This window comes from Rhizobium leguminosarum, from assembly GCF_002953715.1.
Taxonomy (GTDB): Bacteria; Pseudomonadota; Alphaproteobacteria; order Rhizobiales; family Rhizobiaceae; genus Rhizobium; species Rhizobium leguminosarum_V.
Genome location: NZ_CP025016.1, coordinates 233,132 through 249,970 on the forward strand (window position 1 = coordinate 233,132; position 16,839 = coordinate 249,970).

Below are 16,839 nucleotides of genomic sequence, written 5' to 3' on the forward strand. Positions count from 1 at the left end.
AGGAATGAGATGCAGGAAATTTCGGACAGGCCGTCCCACGCCATCAGGGATATCTTCGGCAGGGACAAGGTTCTGATCGGCATGATCCATTGCCCGGCCTTTCCGGGCGCGCCGCGCTATCGGGGGGCTGCGATGGATGCGATCTACGACGCCTGCATGCGCGACGCCGAAGCTTGCGTGGAAGGCGGGCTGCATGGGCTGATCATCGAAAATCACGGCGACGTGCCGTTCTCCAAGCCCGAGGATATCGGCCCCGAGACGACAGGCTTCATGTCCGTCGTCACCGACCGGATCGCGCGCGCGGCCGGCATTCCGCTTGGCGTCAACGTGCTGGCCAATGCGCCGATCCCGGCTTTTGCCATCGCCATGGCCGGTGGCGCCAAATTCATCCGCGTCAATCAATGGGCCAATGCCTATGTCGCCAATGAAGGCTTCATGGAGGGCAGGGCCGCCGAAGCCATGCGCTACCGCTCGCTGCTCAGGGCCGAGCACATCAAGGTCTTTGCCGACAGCCACGTCAAGCATGGCAGCCACGCTATCGTCGCCGACCGCTCGATCCAGGAGCTGACGCGCGATCTCGCCTTCTTCGATGCCGACGGCGTCATCGCCACCGGCCAGCGGACCGGCAATTCGGCAACGATGGAGGAGATCGAGGAGATCGGCGCGGCGACACACCTGCCGCTGCTCGTCGGCTCCGGCGTCAACAAGGACAATATCGTCGATATTCTGGGCCGCACCAATGGCGTCATCGTTGCGTCTTCGTTGAAGCATGGCGGCGTCTGGTGGAACCCGGTCGACGTCGAGCGCGTGCGCGCCTTCCGGGCGGCGGCCGAACCGGGACTGGAGGGCTGAGCATGGCGGCAGAGAGCCTTTCGGCCCGTATCCTGCGCGAGAACGATGCTGTCCTTGGCGCGATGCTGAACCACCGCTTCGTCGCGGACGTGAAAAACGACAGGCTGAGCAAGGAGGATTTCGAGCGTTATCTCGTCTATGAAGGCGCCTTCGTCGACAGCGCCATTTCGATCTTTGCCTATGCGGCGGCGACCGCCACGACGATGACGCAGAAGCGCTGGCTGATCGCGGTTCTCGATGCGCTCGCCAACGAGCAGATCAGCTATTTCGAGCGTACCTTCGCCAGCCGCGGCATCGATCCCTCGTCCTTCGACACCGACATCGCCGAGGTCGAGGCCTTTCGCGCCGGCATGTTGGAGATCGCCCGCCAAGGCGGCTTCCTCGACACGGTCGCGGCGATGTTTGCGGCCGAGTGGATGTATTGGACCTGGTCGAAGGAAGCAGCCAGCCGCCCGATCAGCGATCCCCTCTTGAAGGAATGGGTCGACCTGCATGTCGATCCGAATTTCGCCGCCCAGGCGCAATGGCTGAAGAATGAACTCGACATGGCGGGAGAAACCTTGGAAGAGGATGAAAAGGCGCGGCTCAGCGCGATCTTCGGCCGGGCGATGCAACTCGAGATCGATTTTCACGATGCGCCTTACCTTTAGCTTCACCTTGCGAAAGCGGATGCATGCGCGCCTACATAGTCGGTAACGTCGCCATCGACGAAACCATCGCCGTCTCCGAACTTCCCGTCATCGGTGCCTCCATCCTCGGCAACGCTGGTGGCAGCGATCTCGGCGGCAAGGGCACAAACCAGGCGGTCGTCATGGCCCGCTGCGGCGTTCCGACAACGCTGGTGGCGCCTATCGGCAGGGATGCGAGGGCCGATACCATACGCCATTACCTCGCGGACGAACCGCTTCGGAGCGAACTGATCGAAATGGAAAATGCATCGAGCGATGTCTCGATCATCTTCCGGTTGCCGGGCGGCGAAAATGCCATCATCACGACGACGGAATCGGCGCAGAGCCTGTCCCTGTCCGATGTCAGGCGGATCCTGTCGACGGCCGGCCCTGGCGATCTCATAATGCTGCAGGGCAATCTGTCCGACCAGACGACCCGCGATATCCTGGAGCATGCAAGAGCGATGGGCATGGTCACCGCCTTCAATCCCTCGCCGGTGCGCTCTTATTTCTCTGATCTTTGGGGGTTGATCGACATCGCCTTCCTCAACAAGGGCGAGGCGCAGACCCTGACGGGAACGACGGGCAGGCAGGCTGCCGAATATCTGCTAAGCCGGGGCCCGCGAGACGTCGTCCTGACGCTCGGCGGCGATGGCGCGACGCTCGTGAACCGGCGCGACAGCATCGAAGTACCGGCCCAGGTCTGCGATGTTGTGGATACAACGGGCGCAGGCGATACCTTCATGGCCGCAGCGCTGGCATCCTGCGCGCTGCGCGGGCAGAGGCTGGACCGGCTAGCCATCGAACACGCAGCGGCGGCCGCGGCCATCACCGTCTCAAGACATGGAACGAGAAAGGCGTTTCCGACCATTTCCGAGCTTGAAGCGATCCTGAGATAGCCGGCTCCGTGTGGCGTGCAGCTTCATAAAACCATCATCAGCCTCTGCGAAGGGATGGGCTCTTCGCGATTCATTCCGTCATATCAGCAGCATCCGGACTTTTCTCATGACATCCTCCCCGATTTCCGCGCGTCTTTCCCCGACCGCATCGTCCCGCCTTGTCGTACTTGCCGAAACGGTATTGAAGGCGGGCGAAACCGCCCGTGGCTCGCTACGGCGACGAACGTCGGCAGAAATGCTCGCCAAGGCGCCGCGCGACTATCAGACCGAAATCGATGTCGCCGTCGAGCGGATTATCGTTGACGAGATGACGAAAGCCTTCCCGGACTATGCCATCCAGGGTGAGGAAGCCGTCGGCAACCGCACGGCGGGTCCGGAAACGCCGATCATCTACATCGACCCGATCGATGGCACGACCAATTACGCCTGGGGCATTCCGCATTTCGGCATGACGATCTCGATCGTCGAAAGCGGCAGGCTCGTCATGGGCGTCGTCTATGACGCCATGCAGGACGAGCTCTTCAGCGCCGAAATCGGCGGCGGCGCCTATCTCAACGGCGAACGCATCCACTGCGCCAATGTCGGCGATATCGAGAATGTGCTTGTCGGCGCCGGCCTGCCGATCCCCGGCCAGGTCAAGGCGGTTGCGGAAGAAACCTATTTCGAAGCCATCAAACGGCTGATGGCCAACACGGCGGGTGTGCGCCGCCTCGGCTCGGCTGCACTGTCGATCGCCTATGTCGCCTGCGGCCGGCTGGACGGGTTCTTCGAGGACGGGCTCGCGATCCATGATTTCGGCGCCTCGGCGCTGCTGGTCGAAGAGGCGGGCGGTATCGTCACCCGGTTTTCCGGGGCCGAAGTCAACGGGCGGGGCGATATCCTTGCCGCCAGCAAGGCACTGCATCCCTGGCTGCTGGAAGGCTTCCAGAGCAAGGCGTGAACCGGCGCAATCCGAGCGTCTAAACCCGCAGGAGTTCTTCGATCTCCACATCGCCCCTTGTCGGCATCGACTGATGGACGAGCTCGTTGTCGCGAAAGACGAAAAAGCCAGCCAAGCTCGGCTCGACCCTCATCCCGGTCCGGATGCGATCGTCCGGCGCCACCATCGCCTTCAGACGGCTGCCGTCGGCAAGATCGACATCGACCATCTTGTGGGTGCCGAAATCGACGGCGCGATGGACTGTCGCGGCATCCGCCCGATCCGAGGGACGGATCGTCAGCGCTTCCGGGCGGGCGGCCAGCGTCACCGGTCCGTCCTCGACGGGGATTGCAAGCGAGAAAAGCGGATGTTCGCAGACACCGTTTCTAACGCGGCTCTGGACGAAATTCATCGAGCCGATGAAACCGGCGACGAAGGCCGTCTGCGGCTGCCGGTAGATGGTGCTCGGCGGCGCGATCTGTTCGGTGCGTCCGTCGTGCATGACGACGATGCGGTCGGCGAGCGCTAAGGCCTCGTCCTGACCGTGCGTGACGAAGAGCGTGGTGATGCCGAGGCGCTGCTGGATATCGCGCACCTCCTCCCGCAGCCTTTCACGCAGATGCTGGTCGAGGCTGGCGAAGGGCTCGTCGAGCAAAAGAATCTTCGGCTCGAGCACGAGCGAGCGGGCAAGGGCGACACGCTGCTGCTGGCCGCCCGACAGTTGCGTCGTCATCCGGCGGCCGTAATCGGCAAGACCGACAAGCGCCAGTGCAGCCTCGACACGCTCACGGATTTCCGCTTTCGGCAGCCGGCGGAGCTTCAGGCCAAAGGCGATATTGTTGAAGACGTCCATGTGCGTCCAGAGCGCATGGCTCTGGAACACCATTCCGGTTGGGCGCCGCTCGGGCGGCAGCGTCGTCACATCCTTCGCGTCGATGCGGATGGTTCCGCCGCTCGGGCGCTCGAAGCCGCCGATCATCCTGAGAAGCGTCGATTTGCCGGAGCCGGATGGACCGAGCAGGCAAACGAGCTCGCCGTCGCCTACTTCGAGCGAGAAGTCGCGAACGGCAAAGGTGGTCCCGAACAGCTTCGAAACGCCCTCGATCGCCAGATGTGCCATTCTCAAACCCTTCCCTGAACTGACGCGCAAAGCTTCACGCGCCGAAGCCTCTCGCAAAGGCGCCGGTGCCGATCACGCGGCGTGCAAACATCAGCGCGATGAAGGACGGCACCCACAGCATGACGGAGAGCACGGCGCCGTATTGCACGACGATCTGGTTGTTGATGAAGCTGATCATCAGCACCGGCATGGTGCGAATCTCGGGCGCACCGATCAGCCAGGCGCCTTCGGTCTCGTAGAAGGTGCCGACGAAGGTCAAAAGCAGCGCGGCTGATATCGTCGGTGCGGCCTGCGGCAGCGTGATCGACCAGAAGACGCGCAGCGGCGTTGCACCGGCATCGCGTGCTGCCTCTTCCATGCGCCGGTCGACATTCTGGAAGGCTGCGACCGGAATCCAGATCATCAGCATCAGCGTGCCGACGAGCTGGATCAGCACGACGCCCCAGAAGGTGCTGATCAGGCCGAGCTGCAGGAAGATGCCGGCAATGGCGACGAGCAGGCCGAATTTCGGAAAGGCATGCGATGCCAGAAACGACAGGAACAGGATGTTCCTGCCGGGAAAGCGCATGCGCGCGAAAGCATAAGCGGCGGGAAGACAGATGACGGCGGAAAGAATGGTGACCGTCGTCGTCAGCCGCAGGCTGAGGAAGAGTGCATCCCAGACATCCCCGCGCGCCAACGTCTGGCCCCAGAAGCGCAGGCCGAACTGCTGCGGGATCACCGAGGGGTAACGCCAGACCTCGGTGAAGGCCCATGTGCCGACAACGATCAGCGGCAGCGCGATGAACAGCGTCAGCAGGCACGCGAAGAGCAGGCCGATCCAGTCGAAGCGCAGGCCGAAGCTCGATCTGCCGGCACTCATGGCTGGGCCTCGCGGTTGCGGGCGATCGACCTGATGTAGAGGATGCCGAAGATCAGGCAGAAGCCGAATGTGATAACGGCCTGGGTCATGGCGTTCAGCGGGTCGTTCATATCGGCGAAGGTGCGCTGCATGAACGGCCCCATCATCTCCGGCGATGCCGAGCCGAGCACATAGGGTAGGGTGAAGGCGGAGAAGATGCCGAGCACCGCAAAGGAAGCGGTGACCAGCAGGGAATTGCCCATGCGCGGCAGGATGATCGAGACGAAGACCCGAAGCGGCCTTGCGCCGACATCGCGAGCGGCCTCAATCGCACTGTTCGAAATGGAGGAAAGGCCGGCCGTCAGCATCAGCACCGTTAGCGGAAGATTGTCCCAGACGAGACCGATGACCGGTCCCCACGGCGTCAGATAGGGCGTGCGCAGCTTGGGTAGGCCGACTGAATTCAGCAATAGGTCGACAGTTCCGTTCGGCCCGATCGTCCGGATCAGCGCATAAGCGAGGATGATCGATGGCACGAACATTGGAAAGATCGCAAGAGCCTGCACATAGGCGGCAAGGCGTCCTTGTGAGAACCGAAGGTAAAGCGCGATCGGAAGGCCGATCGCCAGAAGCAGGATACCGCAGACGGCGGTGGTCCAGAGCGTCAGCCACAGATTGCCGAGGCTGTAGCCGTCGGTGAAGAAGAAGCGGTACGAAGCAAGCGAGAATTCCGTCGCTCCGTCAGGGCCTCGAACAAAGATCGTGCCGACGACCGCCGAAAAGATCGGAAAGACGACCAGCCATGCAACCAGGAAGACCGGCAGGGCAACGAGGAGGAGCCCGATAGAGCTCCCCCTTCTGATGGACCGGTGACGGCGCAGAACCGCCGGCGCAGTGTCAGTGGACATCAGGTGCGGCTGATGCCCGGAGCAACGTTGCGGTACCAGCCGTCGGCGATCGCCTTTTCCCAATCGCCACTCGGGAAGGTCGGAATGGTTGAGGGAATGACGTCGGCATATTTCTTGCGAAGATCGTCGGAGATGTGATCCCACGAGATGGCGGGGAAGCCGCCGATCTCGGTGATGATCGCTTCCTGCATTTCCTTCGTCAGCATGAATGCGGCAAGCTTCAGCGCCGCATCCTTGTTGGCGCCGTTGGAGAAGACGGTGATGCTGGAGAAACCGCCGCAAAGGGCGAGATCGGTAAGCTGCACGAGGCCGGTCGTATCAGGCAGCACACCCTGGGAGATCGCCTGTAGCACCTGGTCCGACCAGACCGGCACCATGGTGACGACGCCCTGGGCGAGCAACTGGATCGACTGGGTGTTGCCGGCCGTATAGGCGCCCTTGTCATAGAGCGCCGGGGCGAGGTCGTTGAGGATCTTCCAGGCCGGCGTCAACGTCTCAGTGGCGAAGTCGGCGGTGAAATTGTCGATCTTGAACTTCTTCGGATCGCGGCCATTGGCCTCATGGATCGCACGGCGGACGAAGTTTCCGCCCGAACCGCCCTTGTCAGGACGGTTGTAGATGAACTGGCCCGGATTGGCCTTGATCCAGGCGGTGAGCTGATCCCAGCTTTTCGGCGCATCCTTCGGATCGAGCTTGGTCGTGTCGTAGGCGAGAAGGACCTGCGAACCGCGATAGGGAAGGGAGAAGGGAGTATCGAAGGCAAGCGGGTTGATATGGTCGTAGCCCTCGATGTTCTCGGCGGAGAACTTCACCCAGAGGCCGGCATCGATGCCGCCGGATGGCAGACGCGGATCGAATTGCTCGAAAAGGTCGGCCTGCGGATCGGTCTTCGTCTTCAGCGCGGCGAGCGCACGGTCGGCGATGGCGCGCAAGCCATTATTGTCGCCGGCATCGGTCACCTTCAGGGCAACGCCGGGATGCGCCTTTTCGAAGGCCGGGCGGATGACGTTGTTCCAGAGGTCGACGATATTGGCATCCGAACCGCTGTAGAGGTCGATCGTGCCGGCCGCAGCCGATGCGAAACGCGGAAGAGCCAGCAGACCGGCTGCAGCTGATGATGTGATCAGAAATTCGCGTCTATTCATAACCCGTCTCCATCAGGTGTCGAGGCTCAGCCTCCGCAGGATTGTCTGAGGCCTTGCTAGCGCCGGCGCGTAACATCGACATGACAGATCGGGCATATCTGAGGGAAATTGCACAGCTGTGCTCTTTGCACCGTGTAGAAATCGGCGCCAGGAGTTACTATCTCTTGCGGAAAAGGAGATATCCAATGACCGAAGAACGTGCAGTCCTCGCCGGCGGTTGCTTCTGGGGCATGCAGGACCTCATCCGCCGATACAAGGGCGTGATCTCGACCCGCGTCGGCTATACCGGCGGCGATGTGCCGAATGCCACCTATCGCAACCACGGAACCCATGCGGAGGCGATCGAGATCATCTTCGACCCCTCAAGGATCAGCTATCGGGAAATCCTCGAATTCTTCTTCCAGATCCACGACCCGAGCACGCGCAACCGCCAGGGCAACGATGTTGGCTTGAGCTACCGCTCGGCAATCTTCTACGTCACCCCTGAGCAGGAGCGCGTCGCCAAAGACACGATCGCCGATGTCGACGCATCAGCCCTGTGGCCCGGCAAGGTCGTCACCGAAGTCGTGCCGGTTAGCGATTTCTGGGAGGCAGAACCCGAGCACCAGGATTATCTGGAGCGGATTCCGAACGGCTATACCTGCCATTTCGTCCGGCCCGGCTGGAAACTGCCGGTCCGCCAGAAGATCGCCTGATATTGATCAGGCTCCCATCGCCGCGCGGCTGGTTTCCAGAAGCGCGGCGATGAGATTTGCCCTCGGCGAAGATCGCGTCACCACGATGCCGACGGTGCGCATAGCGGACGAGCGGGGCAGGGGCAGCTTGACGATATCTAATCCCGCCGGCCAGGGCGGCGCCCAATCCGGCACGATCGAGATTCCGAGGCCGCGGTCTACCATCACCGCGATCGCCTCCAGCGCGTCGAGCTCATAACGCTCGACTGGATGGATGCTGCTCTCGCGCAGATATTCATCGGCGATGTGACCACCCCACTGGTTGCGGTCGTAGCGGATGAAGGGCAGGGTCTTCAACAGTTCGAGCGGATCCGCCCCTTCGCAGTCCCGTGGAGCGATCAGCACCAGGGGTTCCTGGCGCAGTTTGTTGAAAGTCAGCGTCTTCTGCATCGGAAATCGCGGTTCAATGATGAAGGCCGCATCCAGTGCGCCGTTCAAAACCTCGGCATAGAGGTCCATCGATGCCCCCGGCTTGAGGAAGATCTCGATCAGCGGATAATCCTGGGCGAGACGGTGGAGAACGCCGGGAACGAGACCGGTCAGCGCCGTATTGATCGCCCCGATCCGCATCTCGCCCGAAATCGTCGCGGTGCCGGCCATCGCCTTCAGGTCGCGTGTATCGCGCACCAGATCCCTGCAACGTTCGAGAATGGCAAAACCGGCCTCCGTCGGCCGCATGACGCGGCCGGAGCGCACCAGCAGCCGCACCCCGAGCTCGGCCTCCAATGCGCGGATGCGCTGGGCGACGGCGGCAGGCGTGAGGTTCAGCCGCTGGGCGGCCTCCGCCAGCGAGTGCCGCTCGGCAACGACGATGAAGGTTTCGAGAAAACGTGTGTCCATCGATAGTTTTTCTATCTCTTGAACGAAGCAGAAGCCATATTTTATTTACGATCCATTGCTCCGAAAGATGGCCCGACCATATGAGGAGACGGATGGAATGGATTTCGGCCTGAAGGACAAGACGGCCCTGGTGCTTGGCGCCGGCGGCGGATTGGGCAGCGCGATTGCAGTCAAGCTTGCGCGCGAAGGCGCCAGAATTGCCGCGGCGGATATCGATCTCGCCGCCGCTGAGAAGACCGCGGCCGCGATCGAATCCGAAGGGGGCAAGGCGCTGGCACTACAATGGGATCTTTCCGATCTCGGTTCGATCGATGCGCATGTCGCTGCAATCGAACGTCAGTTCGGACCGGTCGAGATCCTCGTCAACAATACCGGCGGCCCGCCGCCGACCACCGTCTCCGGCCAGGATCCGACACTCTGGAACCAATATTTCCAGAGCATGGTCCTCTCCGTCATCGCCATTACCGATCGTGTGCTGCCTGAGATGCGGGCGCGCAAATGGGGGCGCATCGTCACCTCGACCTCGTCGGGCGTGGTCGCGCCGATCCCCAATCTCGGCATCTCCAACGCGTTGCGCCTGTCATTGGTCGGCTGGTCGAAAACGCTGGCGCGCGAGGTCGGACGCGACGGCATCACCGTCAACATCGTCCTGCCGGGCCGCATCGCCACCGGCCGCATCACCTTCCTCGACGAGCAGAAGGCCAAACGCGAAAGCCGCTCCATCGATGACGTCGTCGCAGAAAGCACCGGCAGCATTCCGCTCGGCCGCTATGGCCGTCCGGAAGAATATGGCAATGTCGTCACCTTCCTGGCGAGCGAGCCTGCCTCCTATCTCACCGGATCGGTGATCCGCGTCGATGGCGGCATGATCCAGAGCATCTGACAGAAACCGAATTGGAACCGATACCCGATGGCCCTCAGCGCTGAAGCGATAGCAATTCTCAAGACCGTCTCGACGGCCACCCTGACGACCGTTCTTTTGAAGAAGGGCCTGCGGAACGTCTGGATCCGCGGCGCCGTTCCCCTGAAGCCCGGCCAGCCGCGCATCGTCGGCCCGGCCTTCACCCTGCGCTTCGTTCCGGCCCGCGAAGATCTGGCGACGCCGGCATCCTGGGCCTCGCCGATCTCGACGCGCGCCGCGATCGAGGCGATGCCGGGGGGCTGTGTCGCCGTCGTCGATGCGATGGGTGTCACCGATGCTGGCATCTTCGGCGATATCCTCTGTGCCCGCATGCAGAAGAGAGGCGTTGCCGCACTCGTCACCGACGGCGTCGTGCGCGACCTTGCCGGCGTGCTCGATGCCAACCTGCCGGTCTGGTGCCGCGGCGTCGCAGCACCCCCTTCGGTCGCTGGCCTCACCTTCGTCGCCTGGCAGCAGCCGATCGGCTGCGGTGGCGTGGCGGTTTTCCCCGATGACATTATCGTCGTCGACCAGGACGGCGCGGTGCTGATCCCAGCGGATCTGCTCGAGGCGGTGCTTGATGAAGCGCCGGAACAGGAGCGCATGGAAGCCTGGATCATGACCAGGATCGATGAAGGCGTGTCGCTGCCCGGCCTCTATCCGATGAACGCCGAAACCAAGGCGCTCTACGAGGCCTCGAAGAAATAAGCTCCAGCCTAGGCGGATCGAGGAGGGTCGCGGCTTCGCGGCCCTTTTGCTTTCGCCCTATCTCAATAACGAGGTGCGTAATCCAGGCCGCCGTCGATCCGGGCCGGGCGTCCGTCGAGGAAAAGCTCGCCGATGCGCGGCGCCGAGCGGGCGATGACCTTGCCGCGGCGGATCACCGCCAGGCGGTTGGGCTTCAGCCGCAGCGCTTCCAGCGTGTCGCTGGCCTGGAGAATGACGAGGTCGGCACTGCATCCCTTTTCCAGGCCGTAATCTGCAAGCCCCATCGTCTTCGCCGAATTGACGGTTAGCGCGTCAAAGATCTTCTTCTTGTCGTCGATGCCGGCCATCTGCGCGACATGGATCGCCATATGGCCGACCTCCAGCATGTCGCCCGATCCCATCGAATACCAGGGGTCCATGACGCAGTCGTGCCCGAAGGAAACATTGAGTCCCGCATCCATCAGCTCCCGCACGCGGGTCATGCCGCGGCGTTTCGGATAGGTGTCGTGCCGGCCCTGCAGCATGATGTTGATCAGCGGATTGGGGATGACGTTGATCTCGGCCTCTGCCATCAGCGGAATGAGCTTGGAAACATAATAATTGTCCATCGAATGCATCGAGGTCAGATGCGAGCCGGCGACGCGCCCCTGCAAGCCGAAGCGGATGGTTTCCGCAGCCAGCGTCTCGATATGGCGCGAGAGCGGGTCGTCGGTTTCGTCGCAATGTATATCGACCGGCAGGCCGCGATCGGCGGCGATGCGGCAGAGCGCCTCGACCGACGCCGTACCTTCGCCCATCGTCCGTTCGAAATGCGGAATGCCGCCGACGATATCGACGCCCATGTCGAGAGCGCGGTTGAGCGCGTCGATTGCGCCCGGCGAGCGGTAATAACCATCCTGGGGAAAGGCGACCAGCTGCAGATCGATGTAGGGGGCGACCTTCTCGCGAACCTCGATCATCGCCTCGACAGTCACAAGCCTCGGATCACTGGTATCGACATGGCTGCGGATGAAGAGCAGGCCCTGCGTGACCGCCAGATCGCAATAGCGCAGCGCACGATCGACCAGTTCCTCCTTCGTCACGATCGGGCGCAGCTCCCCCCAGAGCGTTATGCCTTCGAGCAGCGTGCCGGAGACGTTCATGCGCGGCAGGCCGAGCGACAGGGTGGCGTCCATATGGAAATGCGGATCGACGAAGGGCGGGCTGACCAGCCGGCCGGTCGCGTCGATCTCCTCTTGCGCCTGCGCCTGGAGATTAGGCTCGACAGCGATGATCTTGCCGCCCTGGATGCCGATATCAATCCCCTTTCGGCCATCGGGGAGATTTGCTTTTCTGACGATCAGATCGAACATCGGAGCCTCATTGGGTGGATTGTTTCAGCGTTCGCCACGCCGATAGGGCTGCATCAGCGCCTGCGGAACACGGGCGCGGCGGGCCATGACGGCAAGGGCGGCAATGGAAAGGATATAGGGCGTCATCAGAAAGAGCTGATAGGGCACGAGCCCGCTCAGTGCGGTTTGCAGCCGAAGCTGAAAGGCGTCGAAGAAGGCAAAGAGCAGGGCGCCGAAAAGCGCGCGGCCCGGCCGCCAGGAGGCGAAGACGACGAGCGCGATGCAGATCCAGCCGCGCCCCTGCACCATGGTCGGGAAGAAGCTGTTGAACGCCGACAATGTCAGGAAGGCGCCGCCCATTCCCATCAGCGCGCTTCCGGCAATCACCGCGCCATAGCGCACCTTCATCGGATTGACCCCCTGGGCTTCCGCCGCATGCGGATTTTCGCCCGTCATGCGGATCGCAAGGCCGACAGGCGTGCGGAAAATGATGTAGGCCATTAGCAGGGCGATAAGGATTGCGAGATAGGTCGGCGCCGTCTGCGTGAAGAAGGCCGGCCCGATGAAGGGCAGCGTCGAGAGACCGGGAATGGCGATCGGCTGGAACGGCACGATGGTGGGCGGAGTATTGGCAAGCGGCACGATCAGCCGGAAGACATAATAGCTGAAGCTCGAGGCAAACAGCGTCACGCCGAGACCGGAGACATGCTGGGAGAGGCCGAGCGTCACCGTCAGGCCCGCATGCAGCAGGCCGAAGACGCCGCCGGCGACCGCAGCGATCAGCAGGCCGGTCCAGAGATCGGCGCCGTGATAGACGGAAAGCCAGCCGATCATCGCGCCGAAGGTCATGATGCCTTCGATGCCGAGATTGAGCACGCCGGCCCGCTCGCAGAGCAAGGCGCCGAGCGTGCCGAAAATCAGCGGTGTGGCGATCCGCAGGATAGCCGCCCACAGCCCGGCGGAAGCGATGATGTCGAACAGCTGCATCATCGCCGGATCCTGTATTGGGTGAAGAACAAGGCGATCAGCATCGTCAGCAGCGACAGCGCCACCGTGACATCGGCGATATAGGTCGGGATGCCGAGGCCGCGGCTCATGCCGTCAGCACCCACGAACATGGTGGCCGTGAAAATGGCGGCGAAGACGACGCCGAGTGGATTGAGGTTGGCGAGCATGGCGACGACGATACCGGCATAGCCGAAACCGGGCGACAGGTCGGTCGTCACATAACCCTTGACGCCCATGACCTCGATCGCTCCTGCCAACCCCGCAAGCCCGCCCGAGAGACAGGCGACCTTCACCAACGTTTTGCCGAGCGGGACGCCGGCAAAGACGGCCCCGCCGGGATTGAGACCCGCGGCGCGCGACTGCATGCCGAACACGGTGCGGGACTGGACGAAATGGACGATGATGGCCAGCCCGATCGCGATCGCAAAGCCGATATGCAGGCGCGAGCGGGCGATCAGCTTCGGCAGCATGGCGTGATCACTGACGGATTGCGACTGCGGCCAGCCGAAGGCGAGCGGATCCTTGAGAACACCATCGATCAGCATCGAAACGAAGAGTACGGCGATGAAGTTCAAGAGCAGGCTGGTGACGACCTCATCGACGGAGAAGCGCAGCCTGAGCCAGAGCGGGATCAGGATCAGCACCATGCCGGCAATGGCGCCGACCAGCAGCAGCAGGGGAATGAGGATGGGTGCGGGAAGATTGCCGAACAGTTTCGAGCTCGTCGCGGCAACGGCGATGGCACCGAGATAGAACTGGCCTTCAGCGCCGATATTCCACAGCCGCGCCCGGAAAGCGACGGCGGCGGCAAGCCCCGTCAGCATCAGCGGCGTTGCCCGCGTCAGCGTTTCGGTCGCTGACAGCCGCGAGCCGAAGGCGCCGGTCAGGATGCGCCAATAGGCATCGATAACAGGCGCGCCGGCGATTGATATCAGGATACCCGCCAGCGCCAGCGCTGCGATGACCGCGATGACGGGCGTGATGATCAGCAGGTAAAGCGGGCGGTGTTCGCGGCGCTCAAATCGCATGGCCGGCCTCTGGGCTTTCCTGCCATTCGCCGGCCATCATCAGCCCCAGCCTGCGGGCGTCAGCGCCGTCGGCCTCGACGGGCGGTGACAGGCGGCCACCGACAATCGCCTGTATGCGATCGGCAAGCGCGATCACCTCGTCGAGGTCTTCGGAGATCAGCAGCACGGCAGTACCCTGCCGGCGGGCTTCGAGCAGGCGCGCATGCACGGCCGCTACTGCCCCTTCATCGAGGCCCCGCGCGGGCTGCGCGGCGATCAGGATGCGCGGCCGCCGAAGCAGGTTGCGGCCGAGAATGAGCTTCTGCATATTGCCGCCGGAGAGCAGCCGGGTGCGGATGACCGGGCCGCCGCCGCGGACATCGAACCCGTCGATGATTTCGCTCGCGAAGGCCATGCCCGCCTTGCGATTGACGAGGCCATTGCGCGAAAAACCCGGTGAGGCGATGCGCTCCAGCACGACGTTTTCCCAGATCGCCATTTCACCGATCACGCCCTCCTCGTTACGATCCTCGGGAATGCGGCCGATGCCGGCTTCGACGACATCGGCGACGCCGAGATTGCCGATGGCTTCCCCGAACAACATGAGGTCGCCGCCGCTGCGCGCCAGCATACCGGAGAGCAGATGAGCCAATGTCGCCTGGCCATTGCCTGAAACGCCGATGATGCCGAGGATCTCGCCTTGGTGCAGACGGAAGCTGATCGATTTCAATCGATCGACGCCGTCGATACGCACCGTCACATTGGCAGCTTCAAGGGCAACGGCACCCGGTGTCGACGCCTCGCGCACGGGCCGCGTCACGCGGCGACCGACCATCAGTTCGGCCAGTTCCGCCTTGCTGGTTTCCGATGCCTTGCGTTCGGCAACCATCTTGCCGCCGCGCAGCACGACGATGCGGTCCGCCGCCACCATGACTTCGTCGAGTTTGTGGGAGATGAAGATCAGCGACAGGCCCTGGCGGGCCATTTCCTTCAGCGTCGTGAACAGCCGCTCGGCCTCGATATTGGTCAGCACCGCCGTCGGCTCGTCGAGGATCAGGATACGAGCATCGTTATAGAGCGCCTTGAGGATCTCGACGCGCTGCTGTTCGCCGACCGACAGGTCGCCGAGACGGGCATCCGGATCGACCTTGAGGCCGAAGCGCTCGGAAATTGCCAGGAGCTTCTTTCGCGCCGCGGACGTTCCCGAGCGCCAGGACCACAGTTTTTCGGTGCCGGTCATGACATTTTCGAGGACGGTCAGATTGGGTGCCAGCGAGAAATGCTGATGCACCATGCCGACGCCGGCGCGGATCGCCGCACGCGGCTTGCCCTGCGGCACCTCCGTGCCCTCGATCAGAATTCGGCCGGCATCCGGCATGTAATGGCCGAAAAGGATGCTCATCAGCGTGGTCTTGCCCGCACCGTTCTCGCCGAGCAGGGCGACGACCTCACCCTTGGCGAGCATCATGGAGATATCGTCATTGGCGAGATTGTCGCCGAAGCGCTTGCTGACGCCTGCTATCTCCAGCACGGGCCTGGTCATGACCGCAGTCCTGCAACGGGAAAACGGTGCTGCCACCGCCCCTCGGCCTCCAGGCGTGCGGCAAGCGACAGGAGGCGCGGCTCGTGGCCCATCGGCGCCATGATCTGCACCGGCAGCGGCATGGCGTGCTCATCCTGTCCGAAAGGCAGTGTCAAAGCAGGAAAACCCGAAATATTAGCGAGGCAGGCAAGCGGCGCAAATGCCGTCATCCGCTCGAGATGCAGATCCGTGTCGGCATGATCGGACGGAAAGGAGCCGATCGCAAGAGGTGCGGAGGACAGCATCGGCATGAGGATGCAATCGACCCTGTCGAATAGCGCCCAGAGCTTATGGCTCACCAGGACGGCATCGTTCAACGTGTTCCAGAGCGATGTCGCCGACAGCGCCCGTCCGCGCGCAGCGAAGGCCTGCGTCAGCGGCTCGGCCCTGCCTTCATCGAGAGCCGCCGTCTTCATGAGTGCTGCGAGATTGACGGAGACGATATCGGCGAAGGCGCGGCCGCTTGAAGTGATGCTCCATTCGAACTCGGCCCAGTTCAGCGGAACGATCTCGTGTCCGTCGCTCTCGAGTACACGCGCCGCACCCTCCACGGCTGCGAGCCGAGTGCCCTCCGTCGGGTAGGCCGAGCCGGTATCGGCAAGCAGGCCGATCCGCAAACGGCCGTTGTCGATATCGACAGGGGAGGGGTCCGGAAAAGGTCCTCGGGAATTGCCGCTCAGCCTGTCGAAAATCAGCGCCGTATCCCGCACGGAACGGCAGACCGCGAGTTCACTCGCAATGCCGGCAAGGTGGTTGCCGAAAGATGGCCCGCCCGGGATGGCGCCGCGCGTCGGCTTCATTCCGACAAGGCCACAACAGGCGGCGGGCACACGGATCGAGCCGCCGGCGTCGGTCGCATGGGCAATCGCGACGATCCCGGCGGCAACCGCTGCTGCCGTCCCGCCGGAGGAGCCGCCCGCGGTGCGTGCGGGATCGAGTGGGTTGCGACAGACAGGACCGATCGCCGGTTCGCTGGCGAGCGACAGGCCGAATTCCGGGCTGGTCGTCAGGCCGAACAGACAGAAGCCGGCGTCGCGGAAACGGGCAGCCAGATCGGAGTCCGCTTCGCCGCCTTTTCTTTCGAAGAGACGGGAACCGGCCGTGATCGGCAGGCCGGCAAAGGGGCCGCCAAGATCCTTCGCCAAGGTAGGCACACCGGCAAAGGGCCTGGCGGCAAAGCGATCGGGCGCGCTCCGCCGCTCCAGGTCGCGGTCGTCGGCCGAGGCAAGGCCCATGGCGGCATCGAGATAGGCGATTGCGCCGAGCGGCTCCTGCAGCACGGCTGCGGCAAGAGAAGCCTGCATCGCCTCCGCAGCGCTCAGCTTGCCATGCCTGATCGCTGCCGCCAGATCCGTCGCATCGCGACGCATCAGCCG

The 16,839-nt window shown here is 63.2% G+C and carries 17 protein-coding genes; 7 read left to right on the top strand and 10 right to left on the bottom strand.

Going from position 1 to position 16,839, the window contains the following annotated elements; all coding sequences use genetic code 11:
• Positions 1-9: 9 nt before the first annotated feature.
• The 4 genes from CUJ84_RS35900 to CUJ84_RS35915 all read left to right on the top strand — a co-directional run bounded on the left by CUJ84_RS35900 (position 10) and on the right by CUJ84_RS35915 (position 3,359).
• Positions 10-852, top strand: a complete 843-nt coding sequence (locus tag CUJ84_RS35900; protein ID WP_105010184.1) for a BtpA/SgcQ family protein — start codon at positions 10-12, stop codon at positions 850-852.
• A gap of 2 nt (positions 853-854) precedes the next feature.
• The gene (locus CUJ84_RS35905) at positions 855-1,502 is read left to right on the top strand and encodes a TenA family protein (RefSeq protein WP_105010185.1); all 648 of its coding nucleotides are present in this window, start codon (positions 855-857) and stop codon (positions 1,500-1,502) included.
• A 23-nt stretch (positions 1,503-1,525) separates the two neighbouring features.
• Positions 1,526-2,419 carry a ribokinase gene (locus tag CUJ84_RS35910; RefSeq protein WP_105010186.1) on the top strand — a complete coding sequence of 298 codons (894 nt, stop codon included), beginning with the start codon at positions 1,526-1,528 and terminating at the stop codon, positions 2,417-2,419.
• A gap of 106 nt (positions 2,420-2,525) precedes the next feature.
• Positions 2,526-3,359, top strand: coding sequence for an inositol monophosphatase family protein (locus CUJ84_RS35915; RefSeq protein ID WP_105010187.1), 834 nt, complete (start codon positions 2,526-2,528; stop codon positions 3,357-3,359).
• A gap of 19 nt (positions 3,360-3,378) precedes the next feature.
• On the opposite strand, the gene CUJ84_RS35920 is transcribed toward CUJ84_RS35915, so the two are convergent.
• The 4 genes from CUJ84_RS35920 to CUJ84_RS35935 are packed head-to-tail and all read right to left on the bottom strand — an operon-like array spanning position 3,379 to position 7,352.
• Positions 3,379-4,458, bottom strand: a complete 1,080-nt coding sequence (locus CUJ84_RS35920) for an ABC transporter ATP-binding protein (RefSeq protein WP_105010188.1) — start codon at positions 4,456-4,458, stop codon at positions 3,379-3,381.
• Between the two features lie 34 nt (positions 4,459-4,492).
• Positions 4,493-5,320, bottom strand: a complete 828-nt coding sequence (locus CUJ84_RS35925; RefSeq protein ID WP_105010189.1) for an ABC transporter permease — start codon at positions 5,318-5,320, stop codon at positions 4,493-4,495.
• On the bottom strand, positions 5,317-6,207 hold the full coding sequence (locus tag CUJ84_RS35930) for an ABC transporter permease (protein ID WP_105010190.1): 891 nt from the start codon (positions 6,205-6,207) through the stop codon (positions 5,317-5,319). Before CUJ84_RS35930 ends, CUJ84_RS35925 begins: the two co-directional genes overlap by 4 nt.
• A complete protein-coding gene (locus tag CUJ84_RS35935) occupies positions 6,207-7,352 on the bottom strand; it encodes an extracellular solute-binding protein (RefSeq protein WP_105010191.1) in 1,146 nt (381 codons plus the stop codon). The genes CUJ84_RS35930 and CUJ84_RS35935 overlap by 1 nt, the downstream gene beginning before the upstream one ends.
• 185 nt (positions 7,353-7,537) lie before the next feature.
• Here CUJ84_RS35935 and msrA point away from each other — a divergent pair, with 185 nt between their 5' ends.
• Entirely contained in the window at positions 7,538-8,047 is a 510-nt protein-coding gene (msrA, locus tag CUJ84_RS35940) for a peptide-methionine (S)-S-oxide reductase MsrA (protein ID WP_105010192.1), read from the top strand.
• A 6-nt stretch (positions 8,048-8,053) separates the two neighbouring features.
• Here msrA and CUJ84_RS35945 read toward each other — a convergent pair whose 3' ends face one another.
• Positions 8,054-8,926, bottom strand: coding sequence for a LysR family transcriptional regulator (locus CUJ84_RS35945; protein WP_105010193.1), 873 nt, complete (start codon positions 8,924-8,926; stop codon positions 8,054-8,056).
• Positions 8,927-9,023: 97 nt separating this feature from the next.
• On the opposite strand from CUJ84_RS35945, the gene CUJ84_RS35950 reads away from it, so the two are divergent.
• Together CUJ84_RS35950 and CUJ84_RS35955 are read left to right on the top strand one after the other, a co-directional pair.
• Entirely contained in the window at positions 9,024-9,809 is a 786-nt protein-coding gene (locus CUJ84_RS35950) for an SDR family oxidoreductase (protein ID WP_105010194.1), read from the top strand.
• Positions 9,810-9,836: 27 nt separating this feature from the next.
• Positions 9,837-10,535 carry a ribonuclease activity regulator RraA gene (locus tag CUJ84_RS35955; protein ID WP_105010195.1) on the top strand — a complete coding sequence of 233 codons (699 nt, stop codon included), beginning with the start codon at positions 9,837-9,839 and terminating at the stop codon, positions 10,533-10,535.
• A gap of 62 nt (positions 10,536-10,597) precedes the next feature.
• Here CUJ84_RS35955 and CUJ84_RS35960 read toward each other — a convergent pair whose 3' ends face one another.
• Genes CUJ84_RS35960 through CUJ84_RS35980 form a run of 5 tightly spaced genes read right to left on the bottom strand, consistent with a single transcriptional unit; the run spans position 10,598 to position 16,833 of the window.
• Positions 10,598-11,887 carry an amidohydrolase family protein gene (locus CUJ84_RS35960; RefSeq protein ID WP_105010196.1) on the bottom strand — a complete coding sequence of 430 codons (1,290 nt, stop codon included), beginning with the start codon at positions 11,885-11,887 and terminating at the stop codon, positions 10,598-10,600.
• A 24-nt stretch (positions 11,888-11,911) separates the two neighbouring features.
• Positions 11,912-12,856, bottom strand: coding sequence for an ABC transporter permease (locus CUJ84_RS35965; protein WP_105010197.1), 945 nt, complete (start codon positions 12,854-12,856; stop codon positions 11,912-11,914).
• Positions 12,853-13,902: an ABC transporter permease gene (locus tag CUJ84_RS35970; protein ID WP_105010198.1), complete on the bottom strand. Its 1,050-nt coding sequence runs from the start codon at positions 13,900-13,902 to the stop codon at positions 12,853-12,855. Before CUJ84_RS35970 ends, CUJ84_RS35965 begins: the two co-directional genes overlap by 4 nt.
• On the bottom strand, positions 13,892-15,424 hold the full coding sequence (locus CUJ84_RS35975; protein WP_105010199.1) for an ABC transporter ATP-binding protein: 1,533 nt from the start codon (positions 15,422-15,424) through the stop codon (positions 13,892-13,894). The genes CUJ84_RS35970 and CUJ84_RS35975 overlap by 11 nt, the downstream gene beginning before the upstream one ends.
• Positions 15,421-16,833 carry an amidase gene (locus CUJ84_RS35980; RefSeq protein ID WP_105010200.1) on the bottom strand — a complete coding sequence of 471 codons (1,413 nt, stop codon included), beginning with the start codon at positions 16,831-16,833 and terminating at the stop codon, positions 15,421-15,423. Before CUJ84_RS35980 ends, CUJ84_RS35975 begins: the two co-directional genes overlap by 4 nt.
• Positions 16,834-16,839: the final 6 nt, after the last annotated feature.

Coding starts and splice junctions, on each gene's coding strand:
- CUJ84_RS35900 (WP_105010184.1), top strand. CDS start 10: ATGCAGGAAATTTCGGACAGGCCGTCCCACGCCATCAGGGATATCTTC.
- CUJ84_RS35920 (WP_105010188.1), bottom strand. CDS start 4,458: ATGGCACATCTGGCGATCGAGGGCGTTTCGAAGCTGTTCGGGACCACC.
- CUJ84_RS35980 (WP_105010200.1), bottom strand. CDS start 16,833: ATGCGTCGCGATGCGACGGATCTGGCGGCAGCGATCAGGCATGGCAAG.
- CUJ84_RS35950 (WP_105010194.1), top strand. CDS start 9,024: ATGGATTTCGGCCTGAAGGACAAGACGGCCCTGGTGCTTGGCGCCGGC.
- CUJ84_RS35975 (WP_105010199.1), bottom strand. CDS start 15,424: ATGACCAGGCCCGTGCTGGAGATAGCAGGCGTCAGCAAGCGCTTCGGC.
- CUJ84_RS35970 (WP_105010198.1), bottom strand. CDS start 13,902: ATGCGATTTGAGCGCCGCGAACACCGCCCGCTTTACCTGCTGATCATC.
- CUJ84_RS35935 (WP_105010191.1), bottom strand. CDS start 7,352: ATGAATAGACGCGAATTTCTGATCACATCATCAGCTGCAGCCGGTCTG.
- CUJ84_RS35960 (WP_105010196.1), bottom strand. CDS start 11,887: ATGTTCGATCTGATCGTCAGAAAAGCAAATCTCCCCGATGGCCGAAAG.
- CUJ84_RS35965 (WP_105010197.1), bottom strand. CDS start 12,856: ATGATGCAGCTGTTCGACATCATCGCTTCCGCCGGGCTGTGGGCGGCT.
- CUJ84_RS35945 (WP_105010193.1), bottom strand. CDS start 8,926: ATGGACACACGTTTTCTCGAAACCTTCATCGTCGTTGCCGAGCGGCAC.
- CUJ84_RS35955 (WP_105010195.1), top strand. CDS start 9,837: ATGGCCCTCAGCGCTGAAGCGATAGCAATTCTCAAGACCGTCTCGACG.
- msrA (WP_105010192.1), top strand. CDS start 7,538: ATGACCGAAGAACGTGCAGTCCTCGCCGGCGGTTGCTTCTGGGGCATG.
- CUJ84_RS35930 (WP_105010190.1), bottom strand. CDS start 6,207: ATGTCCACTGACACTGCGCCGGCGGTTCTGCGCCGTCACCGGTCCATC.
- CUJ84_RS35905 (WP_105010185.1), top strand. CDS start 855: ATGGCGGCAGAGAGCCTTTCGGCCCGTATCCTGCGCGAGAACGATGCT.
- CUJ84_RS35915 (WP_105010187.1), top strand. CDS start 2,526: ATGACATCCTCCCCGATTTCCGCGCGTCTTTCCCCGACCGCATCGTCC.
- CUJ84_RS35910 (WP_105010186.1), top strand. CDS start 1,526: ATGCGCGCCTACATAGTCGGTAACGTCGCCATCGACGAAACCATCGCC.
- CUJ84_RS35925 (WP_105010189.1), bottom strand. CDS start 5,320: ATGAGTGCCGGCAGATCGAGCTTCGGCCTGCGCTTCGACTGGATCGGC.